Here is a 15,109-nt window from a genome sequence, read left to right as displayed (position 1 = left end):
TGCTCACTGTGCCGCCTGCGCTTTCCGCCGTCAGAGTATAGATAGTCGTCATAGACGGGGAAACGTTTTGATTGCCTTGCGCGGAGACGGTACCAATGCCTTGGTCAATGCGGATAGCAGTGGCTTCTTTCACTTTCCAGCTTAAGACCGCCGTGCTGCCAACAGTGATAGAATCGGGGGTAACCACGAATTGTTCGATGGTTGGTTTTGGAACAGACGTGTTTCCGACTTTCAATACCACTGGCTTGCTCACTGTGCCGCCTGCGCTTTCCGCCGTCAGAGTATAGATAGTCGTCATAGACGGGGAAACGTTTTGATTGCCTTGCGCGGAGACGGTACCAATGCCTTGGTCAATGCGGATAGCAGTGGCTTCTTTCACTTTCCAGCTTAAGACCGCCGTGCTGCCAACAGTGATAGAATCGGGGGTAACCACGAATTGTTCGATGGTTGGAGCTACTGCGCCAATTGGTGCCAAGTCTAAGTAAGGAACCACTATATTTGTATAGGTTCCTTTTTCTACGAGTGCTAAGGTGCCCCACGATTTGTATTGTGGTCGTTTAATATCAACCGAGTAATTACCCGACTTTAAAACAACCTCAATAAGTGCGTAAGTGCCATTAATTACAGTGTCACCTTCTGTGGCCTTCACAATTACCTGCGCTGATAAACCATCCTGCAATTTAATTGCCAATGCTCCGCTATCAGATCCAACAGACGCTATGGGCACTAACACTCCATCGATAAAGAAACTGCGTGATGTATCTGAAGCCGATATCGGGGGTGTCACATCAATGTTCTCCCGATATTCCATGAATCCAGACTTATTAATTTTGACTAAATATTTACCTGGACTCGAGGTTGTATCAAATTTCACGGGCAGCTTACTTCCGATTAGCCGCTCATTTAATGAAACAGTAGCATCTTGCACGACACCGGAACCGGTATGAGCCCAGACTTCCAACTTAAGGTGCTGATTAATGTTATCAACAGTCTGGATTTTTGGACTCATAATTAAGTCCGGGGCGTTGCGGGTGCAAGAGCCCAGCAACGCCGCAATTACGAGCAGTACGAGGACTGCAATGATTTTTGTTTTCATTTAGTCACCTACTTTTTTAAAAGTGAAAAGTGTGTTTCAAACCTACAGTAACTTGTAGGCCGGAAACAGTGTTTAAGTCATTTTGAAACGGCAAATCGCGTTCACCAATACAATAGTTTGCAGTTAAGGTTATTATGTTAAATAAATCTACCTGTAACCCCATTGCAAAGGCATCAAAATCAAGCGCATATTGCCCACGAGTAAAACCCAACTGTTGGCTTGACTCTTTCAGGGCCTCACCAAAATGGGTAAATCCGAGAACGGGACCAAAACGGATGGGAAACCGAGATTCGGTATCATCTTCCAGCCCGAAAAGCTGTTGGATTTCAACGCCGAGACCTGCTTGCCAGCCCTCGTTTTGGGTTGTGGGATACCCGGTGTTCCGCCCACCAATACCGCCATTAGCAAAAGCAAAGAGATGGCGGTAGTAGATAGTACCACCGATACCTACATAATCGGACGATCGTCCATCGGAAAATCCCATCCGATTGTAGGTCAGGGTGGGGGCAATTCCCCAGTTCTTTTTACCATCACCGACTGTGGTCCCGCGTTGGGTGGTGCGGGTGTGTTGCTCGTTTAGTAAGGAAGGCTGACTTCCAGACACCGTCACGGTGTTGTTATTTCCTGTTACCACAATCCCACCATAATTATTTATGACGTAGGTTGGTAAGGCTGTGACGGGTTGAGTAGGGCGTTGCGCAGATGGCTGCGGGCGCTGGTATGACACGATGACGTACCAGTTCCCGCAATTTAAGCGGTTGAGGTCGCGGGAAAATTTGCCGACCTTGTAAAGAACGGCACCTTCCTGCCAGCTGACCTCATAGGCCGGCAAAGAAGGAAAACGTTCCGGGGTTTCCCACTCGCAACGAACGTTGCGAAGGGTCCAGCCGCCTCGATTATTGACGGCGGCGAGGATAGAACCCCGTGGGACCGAGATCTTTTTTTTGCTCCCTGCAGCCCACTGGTCCCAGAGATGGGCCTTCACTGAGGAAGAGGTGTTCGGGGCGGACCAAATTGCCACCGAATCCTTCCCAGTATAGGGAGCACCCCCGACGTGTTTCCACGCCGATTGTTGCGCCATGGCGGGGGCGGCCAATGACGCAATGATTACGAGCGCCAACGTGGCGCATGTGAGTGTTCGCATTATGCGTACCTCCATGATGTTTTTCTTCCCTCTATTGGTTTTGAAGGAGGAAGTTCTGCCGGAATTGCACACCCCAGTAGTAGAAACTTCGTTTCACTACGGGGCAAGTCCAACCGGCTATTTTTGGTTTTTTAATTGCCTCATGACTGACGCACGCTGGGAGGAAACCCTTGGTGAATTGTTAAACTGCTACATTGATGCAATGCTACATGGTTAAATTGCTACACTGTTAAACTGTTAAATTGTTGTACACCCTCACCTACACCTCTCCCTTACTAGGGAGAGGAACTTTTTGAGGATTCTGCCCAAGGCGCGCCAGTCGAGGCATGTATTGGTATTTAAATTTTCAATGTACACTCTTTGTCATCCCAGATAGCAATAGGTGATACTGCCGGCGAGCAAACCGCAACTGTGGAGCAGATCGCGATTGTCTTCGGGTCACCTATTGCCGTCCGGAAAGACGGCGGGAATCGGACTGTTATTAAATGGCTACATGGTTAAATGGTTATGTTTTGATAAGTTGGATAAAACTAATAAGACGGATAGAAATGATAGGGTGGATAAACATCGAAAATTCCAAGTCAGTTACAACAAAAAACGCTCCTGCCAAAATCGTGGTGGAGCGATACCTTATGCCTCCTTGTGCTTCCTCTCTGGGCTTTTTCAAGCCCTTCCGGTTCTTTAAGCTGCAATTCGTCTGTTGGTGCTCCACGCCCCTACAAAATTTACATTTCACGCATATCGCAGACCTATACAGACTATTTATACGTGAATCTTAATATTGAAGGGAAGGTGCACCCTAACATATCAATTATGAAGTTGTCAAGAGCTTAAAATAAAAAAGCCCTCATACGGGCCTGCGACGTGCTATTCAAATACCCTATAATACGATATCTTCTCTCCTTACCCCTGCTTCGCGGAGAATTGCCGTGAAAGTGCCGCGCGGAATTACTCTCGTATGAAGGGGAATGACCGCTCTTTTCTGGTCGGAATCCCTATACAGCACCGCGTGCGACCCGGTCTGATGATCCACATAAAAGCCCAATTTCTCAAAAGCGCTTACCAATTCCCGAGGTCTTACTTGGGCAAATTTAGGCATAGGTTTTCTGCCGAACTCTGGGTTTGAGAATCCTCACATTGCTAATAAATGACTGCTCATCAGTAGGGATTACTTCACCGTGTTTCCGCAGGCTCACGAGATACGCGCTGATGGCATCATGGGCCATTTCTCTCGCTTCCGCCAAGTCTTTCCCATAGGTGACGCATCCGGGCAATGCCGGCACCATAACCGTATATCCGCCCTCTGATTCAGGGCGAAAAATCACATGATAATTTATAGGTTCTTGTTTTATAGCCATAAAATCAAGGGTTATCTGCATATTATCCTACCATGCCCCTTAGGCCCTTGACAAATCCTGCGGCTGCGCTATAATGGCCTGTTAACTTTGAAAAATCGCAGACATTCGCTGACTAAACGCAGACCCACGCAGACACTTTTCCGCGTAATTCCGCGAGAAGCCCAAGCGTGACGTTCCGCGTCAGTCCGCGATACAAGCGCCAATCGAGAGACTTGGCCAAAACAATTCCGAGAGAGACCGGAATCAGCACGAACTGTTAAACTGCTACACTGACAAATTGTCAGGCTGCTAAACTGTTTAACTGTTACCGCCGGCCCTCTCGACAAAGAGGGTATTTTTGTTAAGATAAAGGACTTCGTTCTCTCTGATCCGGATGGGATGCGGGTTTCCCGCTTCGCGGGAAGTCTCTCCCCTCATTCTCTCCGGATCAGAGATCACGATCCACATAACTCCACCTCACCTCCTCTTACCTTAAGAGGAGGAAGCAAGGAGGAGTTACCAAGCGGAACGTTCGTTGAAAATTCAAAAATAAACAGATCACCTTGGTTGGCGATCTGTGGGAATTGATTGGTAGCGTCGGAGCTGGTCTCCGACAATCATTACATCCGCTCAAACGCAAGCCCGAGCTTCTGCGCGACCTGCGCTGAAAACAATTCTAGGTACTCGACGCGCTGGTCCACCCGTTTGTAGTTCACGGTAATAGCCTGCTGTTCCGTGAGAATCCGGTCGAGCTTTTTAGCCAATCGGTCATTGCTGGTGAGAATCTTATCCGTATCCCGTCCTACCTCTTCACGGATAATCCCCCTCACGCGTGGATAAGCCACTTTGTCCATGTAGCCCTCGAGTGTCTTATATGTTATTGGCTTTTCATCGTAATCTGCCATAGGGAACATATAAATAATATGTATATATCGTACCATAGCGATATTCCACCGTCAAAAAGCCCCACAGACCGCCAACCAACTAATCGCGGATTAACGCAGATCAAAACGCGGATCAACGCAGATACACATCCGCGTATATCCGCGATCTAGCCAAGCGTGACGTTCCGCGTACATCCGCGTCATTGTCGCAGCGAGCAGAGAGGACAAGATCGGAAGAAGTTAGAAGATAGAATCTAGAAGCTAGAATATTTCATTTGCTAAATTCCAGCTTCCAACTTCCAGCTTCTCATCATCTCGCTTTCTCCGCTCGTTGTAGACAACTATTCAGAATAGGCGCCGAGACCTTACTCTCGGCAAAAAACTCTCTTTAGGAGGATTTACAAATGGAAACAAAAATCAACTGGTTCTCAATCGGGACCTTAGCGGTGGCAATTGCCGCCGTCGCAGTGGGATTCTGGGGACCCTGCAGTCCCTCCCACTCGGACCTGTCTGCCGTCCGCACCGCCGCTGACGCCTCGGCATTGGCTATGGTCCAGGCCAATACCGAAACCTTGCGTGGAGAGCTCAAATCTGGGCTCGAAACGCAAAAAAAAGAATTTGCGACGCGAATAGAGAGAGTAGAGGGCGGGCTCTATTCTACGATCGTGGCGGCAGGGTTGGTCCCCCAATACGCCACATGGGTACCGGATAGCGCCAAACTGCCGGAGGTGGACCTCTACAGCTGGGACGAAAACGTCCTAGTGGTCCCCCAGCCGCCCACTGTGCAGACCTACGTTGACTCGGTCAACGCCCTCTACGCCCCCAAGGTTGCGAAAGCAACAGGGGCAAAAAAAGCCGAGCCCGGCAAACCTGCTGAAGCTTCGAAAGCTGCCAAATCCAAAACCGACTTCAGCAAGATCATGTAATTGGCGCAGTTACCACAAACAACCACGCCCGGGCTAACATAGACGGGCAAAAAAATAGAAGGAGAATTTCTGATGAAATCGATCACATTAACAATTTTGGCGGTCGTAATCCTGACCGCCGCCGCCCAAGCACAGCTTCCCCCCTTGTCCGCAGCCGACAGCACGTTTCTGACCGCTTTTTTCACGGACACCACTGGCGGACGGGTCCCCCCGGATCCAAATGCCCCCATTACCGAGCGGGTCTTCCGGGAGTTCTGGATGAGAGTGGTGAATGGTCTAACCGCTCTCGACGGCCGATTTATGTGGGTGCCTGGAATCAACAGGCGCGATGGAAAGCCGACAGCTATCCAATCGATCATTGCTCAAATGGATAGTATAAAGGCGACCATCCCAGCCGCCGCCGACCTGACCACCATCACCAAGCGACTCACCGCTGACTCAACGCGGCTGGCCGACGACTCCACACGCATCAATAACGTGGAGTTGGCGGTTGGCGAGCTGACCGAGCATATGGTCGGCACCATCGACCTTCTGGACTCGACTTTGTCGGTCCAGCAGGATGCAGTCCGCGCAACCCTGGAGCGAAACCGTGGTAAACGCGAGGCAGCCTTACGGGCCGTCCTCGTCAACGCCGACGAGCTCCGCCAGCGCGCCCAGGCGCGGAAGCAACGGCTTGAAGCACTGATGCAATAGCGCTCTCGCTGATTGCGACCCGCGGTCCCCCGCCCCCGTGATTTTTGCGACAAAACCCCACCGATTTAAAAAGCCCTCAGGACATAATACTGTCTCTGAGGGCTCTTGCATTTATAATGATTATTATTTTCAGAGACTTGAGGCCCCGTGATGAACACGGGGTAAAGGCTTCTGCTTTTTCTGTGACGCTGATCTACGCAGATTCCACCAGCTAGCGGATACGCGGATCTACGCGGATGCGGGATACTCTCTCTTCTGTACCCGCCCGCTTACAGAGCTATAATCTGTAAACCATCAATGTGTTTGAAATCTCTTTGATTCCTTGTAACAAGCGGCGAGTTCGTATACCAGGCGGTAGCCGCAATCGCGGCATCGGGAAACTTAATCTTGTAGTTACGACGAAGATCAGCGGCAACTCGCGCCACCTGACGATCGAAAGATAGAGAGGTGAAATTTTCCTCAATCCACTTCTCCGTATCATGACGCTCCTGCAAGGTCCACTCTGAAAATGACAACACCTCCGCCTCCGCGACGGTAGAAAGGAAGAGCGGCATGCCATCGCGCCGCCATCGCGTCAACGCTTGAATTACCGCTCCGTCGCCCGCAAGGTACGCGATGAGAATGTTCGCGTCAATCGTCATAACTCCTCCCGGCGCGGTTCCACTCCGAACGCACGCGCTTAAGATGACGCTCAAGCGCCGCCCGCTTATGGCGCAACATACCCGCGGCGTTATCCCAGCTCTCCGGCAGAGAATAGCGCAGACGCTTTAAATCGGGAAGATTAATAATGCGAGCGCCTGCAGTTCGAATTGTCTCTTTATATTGTACCGGCATATAAAACGACTATAGCGCATAGCGGACAAAAAAGCAACATGATTTTGATTCCCGCCGCACCGATGCAAATGCGCGCAAGATCTCGAGGGTTCCTTGTTTTTTCTAGGGGTAAAGACGCATCCTGGCTACACTTTGATCTTAATTCCGTGCTGCTTCACCTCTGCCGCGAGGGGATTCTCCCACACAAAATCCCGCGGATGGAAACCTATCGGCTCAATGCCGCGCCTCACATCTTCATCCCGCAAATGCAGCCACAGATATTCATAAGGATCTACCTTACCGGTAAACTTCCGGGAAACGACCGCCACGTCAATATCGCTCCACTTATGCGGAGTCCCCTTCGCGTAAGAGCCAAAAAGATACACTCCCTGTATAGGTAGCTTCTCCTGTTGCTTGAGGTGCCGCACGAAGTCCGCTACATACCTCTGTGCCCTCTTTTTTGTAGTTCGCGTGATAACCATACTTTCATTATGCGCGTGTGATTAAAATATTCTTCCGTGAATGCGCTCGTTGCCCTTTTGTGGAATGCCATCTTATACTCCTCATAGCGCGCCCGGAGGTTGAATGTACTGATAACTTTGAGGGTATCCTTTTGGATATCGGACAGCTCAAGGTGTGCATACTCTGCAAGGCGTACAAGATTGTGAATATAGGGAGCCTCCTTTTTAGTCGCTTGACACACCAATGCCTTGAGCAGGCACTCCAACACCAGATGACAAAAAAAACAGACAATCAGCGTACCGCTTAAGGGAATATAATCCCTGCGCCGTCTTCCATTTCGCTGCTGCATTCTTGCGCCAATAATTTACTTGAACCATTACATCAATTACCATACGACCCTACTATATCAAATTTATCATCAGCACGCAACCGTCAATGGTTCAAATGCGCGCAAGATCTCGAGGGTTTCTTGCTTTTTATTCAGGTTATGGGCGTACAGCCGTACGCCCCTACATTTTGATTATGCGGTGCGCGTGATCGCGGGCGGGATGAATTACAAAAGGCGCGTTGCCGCGCGCCCGTATGATGATTCTCTTTTTCGGAGAAAAGATTATGTGTCGGGTTTCTTGAGGCTTTGCTCAACTGATTCCTGTAAGTGCTTAAGATACTGTCCGATGCTGCTCGTTTCCCCGTACGCGGTAATAATGGCATCGAGCGCGCCCTCAACGTCTTTTATATCCTGCGCATTGTCCATGATAAAGTTCCCGCCATTCGCATCAACTCCCTTTACGATAAGCTCAAGTCCCCTGCGAAAATTAGCCTCTGACATGCCTAAATTTGCCGCAATCTTGCCAAATTCCGTGCCAGACAGGTTAATCATATCTTGCGCATTTCCTTTCACCAAATAGAGATCGTCAGTATTTAATGATGTGAATGCTTTGCCAAAATCATATTTCACCTCTGGTCCCGAAGACGGGGACACAGCTTCCGCCGCGTGCGCTGCCGCCCGCTCTGTCACCGGAGCCATATGTTTACCATGAAGCTGATCCCATGCCTGCTGATAAATCTCTTGCAATTTATTGACATTATTGGGCGTAACCTCTATCTGTTTGCCGCCTTCTATAAGATACAATTTGTCGCCATCGCGCGCGAAGGTAAAGATATTCATTTCCACCGCTTGCTTGTCAGGGATGACCGCTTTAAAAGCTTCAACCTTTTGTTCGCCTGTGGCCTTATCAGACATAAGTGTATCCCATGCATCTGTGTATTTATGCATCTCTGCAACTTCCTGATGCAAACGATCAACTGCAGGGATCCCAGTAGATTCTTTGCCCTCCAATGGTTGAGTACGTTGAGCATCCAGTCCCGGTATCTTTGGATCAATACCTGCGATACCCGTCGGCAATGGACTTTTATCAATAGCAATTATCCTCAATCCCTCTCCTTTCAACTGCTTGCCTCCAAAGGCCCCGCCCACTTCCTGCTGATTACCTAATGAATCAATTATAAGTTTATTGTCCTTCACCGTGAGCACACCTATTGTATTTATGCCTTCAGGACTATTCACAGAAATCCGCGGCTCTAGGCTGCCCTGCGCATCGTCTCCTACACGCCATCCTTCGGGTATCGCTATACGGTAATCCTTGCCGCCGATGATGCAGTTCATCATCCTGCCGTCTTGCTCAATGTGCACCCGATCAATCTCGCGCAAAGCCTGGTCCAACTGCTGATAATACGCGAAGTCGCGTTGGCTCTCCGGTGTATAAAACAAACGCTTTGCTCCCTCTGGGAGCACCTTCTCATCATTCAATAATTGTTTATCCAGTTTGGCGTATTCGGCAACAACTTGCTGGACTCCCTTGGCATCTACTTCCACGGCGCCCTCCGGCAACCCATGATCTTTAAATGATCCCTTTCCTCCGCCAGTCGCTCCTTCTTCTATCTTATTGAATTCATAAATATTTTTCGTCCCGGGCACATGGCGGTACTCCATATGAGAATTCTCATCATAGAAATATTCCTGCCCGCCGGCGCTGCTCTCTGGCACAGGCGTTTCCAATATCACGCCTCCGGATACCTTCGCCGCAGCAGGCGGCGCTTCAACCTGCGCACCCTTGCCTGCCTGCGGATATACGAGCTCCGCGGGCTGCTCATACTCTGCGCCCGCTTCATTGATCACCACAGTCCTGCCGGTTCCTGCCGTTTCAGGCACCACCGGCGCTGCACTGCCACCTGCTGTGGTTCCCTCTGCGAACACCTCTTCCGCCCGCATTTCTCTAATAATATCATCCGCAAAATTCTTCTCACCCGGCGTGGATTCAATCGTCTCGTGCGGATGCTCCGCCTGCCACTTAGCAAGTAGGCGATTGTGTTCCTTATTCTGGGCGTCTTCCGAAGCGCTGACATGATGAATCACGTCAGCCTGATGAGTTATCGTCCATTGATTAAACAGTTTATCATAATCAAAATTCTTTAACTGTTCCGCAGTCAAATGGTCAATATCAACATTAGCAGGCAAATTATATGCTGCCGGATTACGCAAAACTTCGTCTTTCAAAGCGTCAATCGTCCAAGTATCATCCCCGGAAAGTTGCAAGCTTGATTCCGGAATTTGATGGCCCACAAGTTGGGTGAAGTCAGCACGGACATTAGCTTGCTTGATAAGCTCATGCCACAAGTCCCCACCGCCTTGATATCCAATATGGGCCGGCAAGGGAACGGTTTCGACTGGTGGCGGAACTATCGCTTCTCCCCCTCCTTTATCTCCACCATCCTCAAATTCTCCTGGTACATGTTCTTCCCCGGCAGAACCTGGTGCGGGCAATGCCCCCTCGCCCCCTCCATCATCAAACTCAACGGGCGGTAAATGTTCAGTGGCTATTTCGAATTCTGGCACGAACTTCCTCAGCCATTCTAATTTCGTCATTTCGACGCCGAGCAAATTGACCTTCTCCCCTGCCCACTCAGGCGGGAGTTTTTCCCACCACCGCTCGCCCTGCGCGCCCCGCTGCAACTCTTCAAACCAAGTCGTCACCCGTGCCGCGACTGCCAATGCACCTTCCGATACTTCCCCTGCGGCAACCTTCGCCTCCACCGCCTCCTGAATCTCTTTAGACACCACTTCACCAACCACCGAGGTAATCAATGCACCGCCCATCTTATAGGCTACCCTCTTCCACTGCACTTCCTTTTCTATCTTTTCCTTCCGTGCCTGCGCCTCTCGTGCCCCTCCCGTAACAGCAGCTTCCTGGGTGCGGCTCACTTTCTGTTCCTCACTGACCGCAAGACCTAAAGAGAGCGCCATGACTTGCTCGTCATCACTGTTCATCTGTTCCAGTCGCATGAGATAACGGGTGGACATGTCTTTCAGCGCTTCTCCGTGGAGATACTCCTTTAACTGTGCATATTCCGTGGGATGTTTGAGCCTGAAATCTGTATTCAATATCTGCCGCTGCGCCTTATCATAGAGCGCTTTCTTCCATTCTGTAAGCTGGGCATCGTCCGGTAAGTTAGCTTTGCTTCGTTGATCAGGAGTGAGTCTTGAGAGCGACTGGCACCGCGTGAGATCATCTACCGTCACATCCTGGAGTTCGCCATATTTCTTTCGCAGCATCAAATCCCCCAATGCGCCGCCGAGCCGCATGCCGCCCCAGAAATCCATCGCAGGTCCCAGAACGCTGCTGGCATGCGCCACTTGCCGAGCGGCAATAAAGATGAGGCCGGTATTTACCTTATCCTTCATCTTTTCAGAAAGCCCCTTGAAGAACTTTACTTCTTCGAGCTCGTGCCGCTTGCGCCGTAGGAACTTCGTAATCTTTCCCTCATCTACCTTTACAAATTCCGCCTGCAGCTCCGCCTCGCTCAATGACTCCCGTTCATTTCGCTCATATAAATCACTGCACGCCTTGGCGTAGAGCACACGCTCTTCTTCGGGACGCTCTCTCCAGTATTCGTGGTTTTCCAAATACGTGAGAATCCTTTGTTCATACGCTTCCCTGGTATTAGTAAGTTCATCCAAATATTCCTGTCGGGCGCTTTCTTGATCTGCCGCTGATTTGCTCCACAACTCTTCTGCTCTCCATGTATTAAGATGCGCATCCCGCGCTGCATCAGTATCAAGCATCCTCTTTTCCACTGACTCTCCGTCGATCTGCTCCTGCTTGGCCGTGGCAATGGATGCGTTATACTGCTCCTTATATTGCCGCTGTTCTTGAGAACCGTTTACGACCAACTGGCCCTGTATGCGTTCTGTCTCTTCGGTAATCGCCTTCTTCTCCTTATGCTTCTTATAGAGCATCTGCCCGCCGCGGTACGCCGCAAACGTGAGCGCGGCAAGCGAACCGGGAAGTAGCGCAAAAAAACCCAAGCTCGCAAAAGCGGCATAGGGAAGGATATTTTTTGCGAGCGTCTTAAACCAGCCTGATTTGCTCTTCTTGCCCTTCACATTTTTCTCGGCTTCCTCTTGCAAACGCGTTAGCTGTTGTTTGGCTATTTCTAAAACCTGATCTTCAGGAAGTCCCGTCCGCTCGTTGATAAACTGCAAGGTCTCCGGTTTCACACCCTCAAGCACATCCTCAGCCTTTGCCATAGCTTCTAAAAGCTCCTGGATCTTCTCATTGAGCTCTTGGTCATCTGCCACCTCATCACGTTCTGCGTATTTTACTTTTTCCAAATCAATCTCAATGTCTTCCTCGGTCTTCGGTCCCTCCACCCCCTGACGCAGTGCCTCCTCCCGTTTTGCCGTATTCAGCCTGCGTAGGAGATTCCATTCTCTCTCCGGCTCTAGTTCCTCTTCCTCTTCAACTTCTTCCTCTGGTACTAACTCAGCTTCCTCCTCTTCTGGCTCCTCTTCAACTTCTTCTTCTTCTTCTTCTGGTTCTTGTTCAGCTTCCTCCTCTTCCTCTGGTCTCTCCCTCCGTGGTTCTTCATGCGAGGGAGGCGCCACAGGAACAGATGCCACCCCTCCCGCAACGTCAACCGTTATGCCGCCCTGTACATTATCCGCATGCATGCCGCCAACACGTGCACCGGTAAAATCCTCTTCCACATGAGGTCCAATATGTGCACCGGTAAAGTCTTGCTTTACTTGAGGTCCTATTTGAGCGCCGCTATTATCAATGGTTTGATGAACTCCTTCAACGTTCTGATTAATTATTATAGATCCCCCTGCACCATGACTCCCTAACTCGATCCTATCTCTTAATGTGCAGAATTCAAGTAACTTTGCTTTAATTTCAGGAGATATTTTTGTACTTCGCGGCCCATACAGGAACACGGTTACCTGCTCGATCCGATAAGGGTGCGCGAGGACGTCGCCGATAAGCCTTTTTTCATCAGGTGACGGCGCTTCGCCTTTTTTACGTTTGCGCATCAACGCAGTGAGCTCTTTTTCAAGCAGTACGTGCTTTGCACGCTCCTCGCTGGTCACTCCGCGCTCGCGCGTGAGCTCGGTATGAGTGGATGTACTTTGTTCTTTGGGATCTTCCATATATTATCCTACAAACTTCGCATGGGATTCGAAAAAATCGCGTATAATATCGCTCACTACCTGCCCGAGTTTCTTCTCAAAGTCGGGAATGCGCTTTCGAAAAAAATCAAACGCCTGCTTAGGCGTCGGATCCTTGCGTGCAAATTTGGAACTGAATTTCATATACTCCTCCCGCCCATTATCGTCGAGCATTTGTATCGCTTTCAGGCCCACCCTACGGGATAGCTGATCGGCGAGTTTCTCTTTATATTCATGCGTATACGTATGACCGAGTACGTGAAGCCCTCCGTGATGTATAAGGTGGTGGGCGAAGTGACGTGCAGGTGCGTGTGACATACACTAAATCAAATCCGTGTGACTTACTTCTTTTCCTCGATTGGCTGGAGTCCATTTCTAATTGCTATATCTAACGCTATCGCTAAATCACCCACAATCCCCTTCTGTGTAGAAGTTCTCTCTTTCCCTTCAATGCCAAACGCATCCCTCACTCGCGCAAGCTTATCAGCATTATCCATTACCTGTCGGATATCATAGGTAGCTCCGTTATAAGTAACCTTATAAGGCTCGGGGGCAATCGCCTCAAGCTCCTCCTTGGTTTTTGGCTTAAAACCCTCATGTTCTCCTCCCGCCCTCTTCCCCAACTCTTCAGCCAAGGCCTGTTTTAGATCCTCCAAAGTAACCGCACCCCGCTCTGCATGTTCCTCAACAGGATATGATATTGCGCGAATATCTTCAGCCGTTAAATTCTGGGGATCAATCATCTGGTCAGCAAGTGATTTCACAACAGACGCCATTTCAGCCTTACTATACTGGTATCCACCGTCAGGCGCTTCCTTCTCAGGTGGTGGTGCATTGCCATCTTTATCATCTTTCCTCGCACTCTTGTCTGTCTGACCGCCCGCCCCTTCGGATCCTAAAGCCTTCCTTATATCATCCAAGGTGTACGTACGCGGCTGTTCCCCCCCTCTTCTCCTGGCGGGGTCAAGCTTAATTCTCTGTACATCTATCACAGAAAGTTTGTCCGCCGTCACTTTCCATTCCAAAAGCCGTTTGACTACATATTTAAACTCAAAAGGAGTCATCTGAAAGGACGCTTCTTCTTTCTGTTCCTTCTTCTCTGGTCTCTTATATGCATCCCTGATCTGCGCGATTGTCAAGACCTTTGCGTCTTTCGGTGTTTCAGCCTTTTCGCCGCGTTTCAACATTTCGTCTTTCACTATAAACATAATACCTTCATCAGGCGGCTCTTTGTTTCCCTCAAGAGGAAATGCTTTTTTCAGCCTCCGCACCGCACTTGCCAATTCAGCATCAGTCAGTGCATATTCCTCCTTTGGTTCTTCTTCTTTCTTTTTACCTATGCCAAGTGCCGTCTTGAAGTCTTCGAGAGAATAAACCTTTACGTCTTTTCTTGCCCGTTTCTCCTTTGCGGCAACGCCAATCACATCCTTTACCGCCTGCTCTAATACTTTTCCCAATTCTTCTGGTGTAACTTCTTTCCTGCGTAATTTCACCTTTGTCGCCAATACTAACATATCAAATTCACCCTGGGTAAGTTTATACGTTACATCTTTTTGCTCCTTTGCTTCCTGATTTGTCCCCTTACCCTTTTCTTCGCTCGCTGGCTTTTCCTCATGAGTTGCAGCCTTCTTTGTGGTCGTCTCCTCACGCGCAGCTGTCTTCTCTTTTTCTGCCGTTACATCTCGTGGCGAGCCGATAGTGACATTGATACCGCCATCGACGTGTTCTGCGTGCATGCCGCCAATGCGCGCGCCGCTAAAATTCTCTTCGGTATGGGGACCGATATGCGCGCCGTTAAAATTCTGATCAACAGTAGGTCCGATAGTCGCTCCGCTCGTGTCAATGAATTGATGTATTCCTCCCTCTGCCTCCTGTCGTTGCTGTGGATGTTCAGACATATAAACAATATTAATCTTTCTTAATAGATGATAAGAATTCTTTTGAAAAATCGTCGAGTACGGTCTGCATTTTCGTGTCAAAATCCGTCACATGCTGCTGGAAAAATTTATGCGCCTCCTCGGGATTTGGCACTTTATTTTCGAATTTTTCGATAAATTTGAGGTATTCTTGCTTACCTTTGAAATCAAGCATCCCCACGGCTTTTATCCCAATGCGACGTTCTACTTGTGCAGCAAGCTGTTCAGCATAATCCTCTTTGAACTCTGGCGCAAGGGCATCGAGCCCGGCATCCGTCATGAGCTGGGCTACAAACTGCTGAATCGCAGAGGTAAGCATACTTTTTTAGTTA

At 49.5% G+C, this 15,109-nt stretch carries 17 protein-coding genes; 4 read left to right on the top strand and 13 right to left on the bottom strand.

Annotated elements, in window-relative coordinates:
• Positions 1-787 (bottom strand): hypothetical protein (locus WC659_05330; protein ID MFA4873328.1); only part of this gene is annotated, 787 nt, incomplete at its 3' end.
• Between the two features lie 325 nt (positions 788-1,112).
• Positions 1,113-2,177 (bottom strand): hypothetical protein, encoded by a 1,065-nt coding sequence (locus tag WC659_05325; protein ID MFA4873327.1) that lies wholly within the window; start codon positions 2,175-2,177, stop codon positions 1,113-1,115.
• A gap of 64 nt (positions 2,178-2,241) precedes the next feature.
• On the opposite strand from WC659_05325, the gene WC659_05320 reads away from it, so the two are divergent.
• The gene (locus WC659_05320; protein MFA4873326.1) at positions 2,242-2,457 is read left to right on the top strand and encodes a hypothetical protein; all 216 of its coding nucleotides are present in this window, start codon (positions 2,242-2,244) and stop codon (positions 2,455-2,457) included.
• Between the two features lie 143 nt (positions 2,458-2,600).
• Positions 2,601-2,741: a hypothetical protein gene (locus WC659_05315; GenBank protein ID MFA4873325.1), complete on the top strand. Its 141-nt coding sequence runs from the start codon at positions 2,601-2,603 to the stop codon at positions 2,739-2,741.
• A gap of 379 nt (positions 2,742-3,120) precedes the next feature.
• Here WC659_05315 and WC659_05310 read toward each other — a convergent pair whose 3' ends face one another.
• From WC659_05310 to WC659_05300, 3 genes are all read right to left on the bottom strand, one after another.
• Entirely contained in the window at positions 3,121-3,339 is a 219-nt protein-coding gene (locus WC659_05310) for a type II toxin-antitoxin system HicA family toxin (protein ID MFA4873324.1), read from the bottom strand.
• A complete protein-coding gene (locus WC659_05305) occupies positions 3,332-3,598 on the bottom strand; it encodes a type II toxin-antitoxin system HicB family antitoxin (protein MFA4873323.1) in 267 nt (88 codons plus the stop codon). Before WC659_05305 ends, WC659_05310 begins: the two co-directional genes overlap by 8 nt.
• 599 nt (positions 3,599-4,197) lie before the next feature.
• Complete coding sequence (locus WC659_05300) at positions 4,198-4,482, bottom strand: hypothetical protein (GenBank protein ID MFA4873322.1); 285 nt, start codon at positions 4,480-4,482, stop codon at positions 4,198-4,200.
• A gap of 383 nt (positions 4,483-4,865) precedes the next feature.
• Between WC659_05300 and WC659_05295 the strand changes: the two genes are divergently transcribed.
• Positions 4,866-5,387 (top strand): hypothetical protein, encoded by a 522-nt coding sequence (locus WC659_05295; protein ID MFA4873321.1) that lies wholly within the window; start codon positions 4,866-4,868, stop codon positions 5,385-5,387.
• Positions 5,388-5,459: 72 nt separating this feature from the next.
• On the top strand, positions 5,460-6,080 hold the full coding sequence (locus WC659_05290) for a hypothetical protein (protein MFA4873320.1): 621 nt from the start codon (positions 5,460-5,462) through the stop codon (positions 6,078-6,080).
• 269 nt (positions 6,081-6,349) lie between these two features.
• Here WC659_05290 and WC659_05285 read toward each other — a convergent pair whose 3' ends face one another.
• The 8 genes from WC659_05285 to WC659_05250 form a co-directional block, all read right to left on the bottom strand.
• Positions 6,350-6,721, bottom strand: coding sequence for a type II toxin-antitoxin system VapC family toxin (locus tag WC659_05285; protein ID MFA4873319.1), 372 nt, complete (start codon positions 6,719-6,721; stop codon positions 6,350-6,352).
• Positions 6,711-6,914: a hypothetical protein gene (locus tag WC659_05280; protein MFA4873318.1), complete on the bottom strand. Its 204-nt coding sequence runs from the start codon at positions 6,912-6,914 to the stop codon at positions 6,711-6,713. Before WC659_05280 ends, WC659_05285 begins: the two co-directional genes overlap by 11 nt.
• Positions 6,915-7,039: 125 nt before the next feature.
• On the bottom strand, positions 7,040-7,375 hold the full coding sequence (locus WC659_05275; protein ID MFA4873317.1) for a nucleotidyltransferase domain-containing protein: 336 nt from the start codon (positions 7,373-7,375) through the stop codon (positions 7,040-7,042).
• Between the two features lie 204 nt (positions 7,376-7,579).
• Complete coding sequence (locus WC659_05270) at positions 7,580-7,747, bottom strand: hypothetical protein (protein MFA4873316.1); 168 nt, start codon at positions 7,745-7,747, stop codon at positions 7,580-7,582.
• 218 nt (positions 7,748-7,965) lie between these two features.
• Positions 7,966-12,843 (bottom strand): hypothetical protein, encoded by a 4,878-nt coding sequence (locus WC659_05265; GenBank protein ID MFA4873315.1) that lies wholly within the window; start codon positions 12,841-12,843, stop codon positions 7,966-7,968.
• Between the two features lie 3 nt (positions 12,844-12,846).
• Complete coding sequence (locus tag WC659_05260) at positions 12,847-13,179, bottom strand: hypothetical protein (protein MFA4873314.1); 333 nt, start codon at positions 13,177-13,179, stop codon at positions 12,847-12,849.
• Between the two features lie 23 nt (positions 13,180-13,202).
• Positions 13,203-14,759, bottom strand: coding sequence for a hypothetical protein (locus WC659_05255; GenBank protein MFA4873313.1), 1,557 nt, complete (start codon positions 14,757-14,759; stop codon positions 13,203-13,205).
• A 10-nt stretch (positions 14,760-14,769) separates the two neighbouring features.
• A complete protein-coding gene (locus tag WC659_05250; protein ID MFA4873312.1) occupies positions 14,770-15,096 on the bottom strand; it encodes a hypothetical protein in 327 nt (108 codons plus the stop codon).
• Positions 15,097-15,109: the final 13 nt, after the last annotated feature.

This window comes from Patescibacteria group bacterium, from assembly GCA_041645165.1.
Classification (GTDB): Bacteria; Patescibacteriota; Patescibacteriia; order 2-02-FULL-49-11; family 2-02-FULL-49-11; genus 2-02-FULL-49-11.
This window is presented reverse-complemented; position numbering and strand designations above follow the sequence as displayed.

What these genes read in the sequence shown, in the direction of transcription:
- WC659_05325 (MFA4873327.1), bottom strand. Translation starts at nt 2,177, where the DNA reads ATGGCGCAACAATCGGCGTGGAAACACGTCGGGGGTGCTCCCTATACT.
- WC659_05320 (MFA4873326.1), top strand. Translation starts at nt 2,242, where the DNA reads ATGCGTACCTCCATGATGTTTTTCTTCCCTCTATTGGTTTTGAAGGAG.
- WC659_05310 (MFA4873324.1), bottom strand. Translation starts at nt 3,339, where the DNA reads ATGCCTAAATTTGCCCAAGTAAGACCTCGGGAATTGGTAAGCGCTTTT.
- WC659_05305 (MFA4873323.1), bottom strand. Translation starts at nt 3,598, where the DNA reads ATGGCTATAAAACAAGAACCTATAAATTATCATGTGATTTTTCGCCCT.
- WC659_05300 (MFA4873322.1), bottom strand. Translation starts at nt 4,482, where the DNA reads ATGGCAGATTACGATGAAAAGCCAATAACATATAAGACACTCGAGGGC.
- WC659_05295 (MFA4873321.1), top strand. Translation starts at nt 4,866, where the DNA reads ATGGAAACAAAAATCAACTGGTTCTCAATCGGGACCTTAGCGGTGGCA.
- WC659_05290 (MFA4873320.1), top strand. Translation starts at nt 5,460, where the DNA reads ATGAAATCGATCACATTAACAATTTTGGCGGTCGTAATCCTGACCGCC.
- WC659_05285 (MFA4873319.1), bottom strand. Translation starts at nt 6,721, where the DNA reads ATGACGATTGACGCGAACATTCTCATCGCGTACCTTGCGGGCGACGGA.
- WC659_05280 (MFA4873318.1), bottom strand. Translation starts at nt 6,914, where the DNA reads ATGCCGGTACAATATAAAGAGACAATTCGAACTGCAGGCGCTCGCATT.
- WC659_05275 (MFA4873317.1), bottom strand. Translation starts at nt 7,375, where the DNA reads ATGGTTATCACGCGAACTACAAAAAAGAGGGCACAGAGGTATGTAGCG.
- WC659_05270 (MFA4873316.1), bottom strand. Translation starts at nt 7,747, where the DNA reads ATGGTAATTGATGTAATGGTTCAAGTAAATTATTGGCGCAAGAATGCA.
- WC659_05265 (MFA4873315.1), bottom strand. Translation starts at nt 12,843, where the DNA reads ATGGAAGATCCCAAAGAACAAAGTACATCCACTCATACCGAGCTCACG.
- WC659_05260 (MFA4873314.1), bottom strand. Translation starts at nt 13,179, where the DNA reads ATGTCACACGCACCTGCACGTCACTTCGCCCACCACCTTATACATCAC.
- WC659_05255 (MFA4873313.1), bottom strand. Translation starts at nt 14,759, where the DNA reads ATGTCTGAACATCCACAGCAACGACAGGAGGCAGAGGGAGGAATACAT.
- WC659_05250 (MFA4873312.1), bottom strand. Translation starts at nt 15,096, where the DNA reads ATGCTTACCTCTGCGATTCAGCAGTTTGTAGCCCAGCTCATGACGGAT.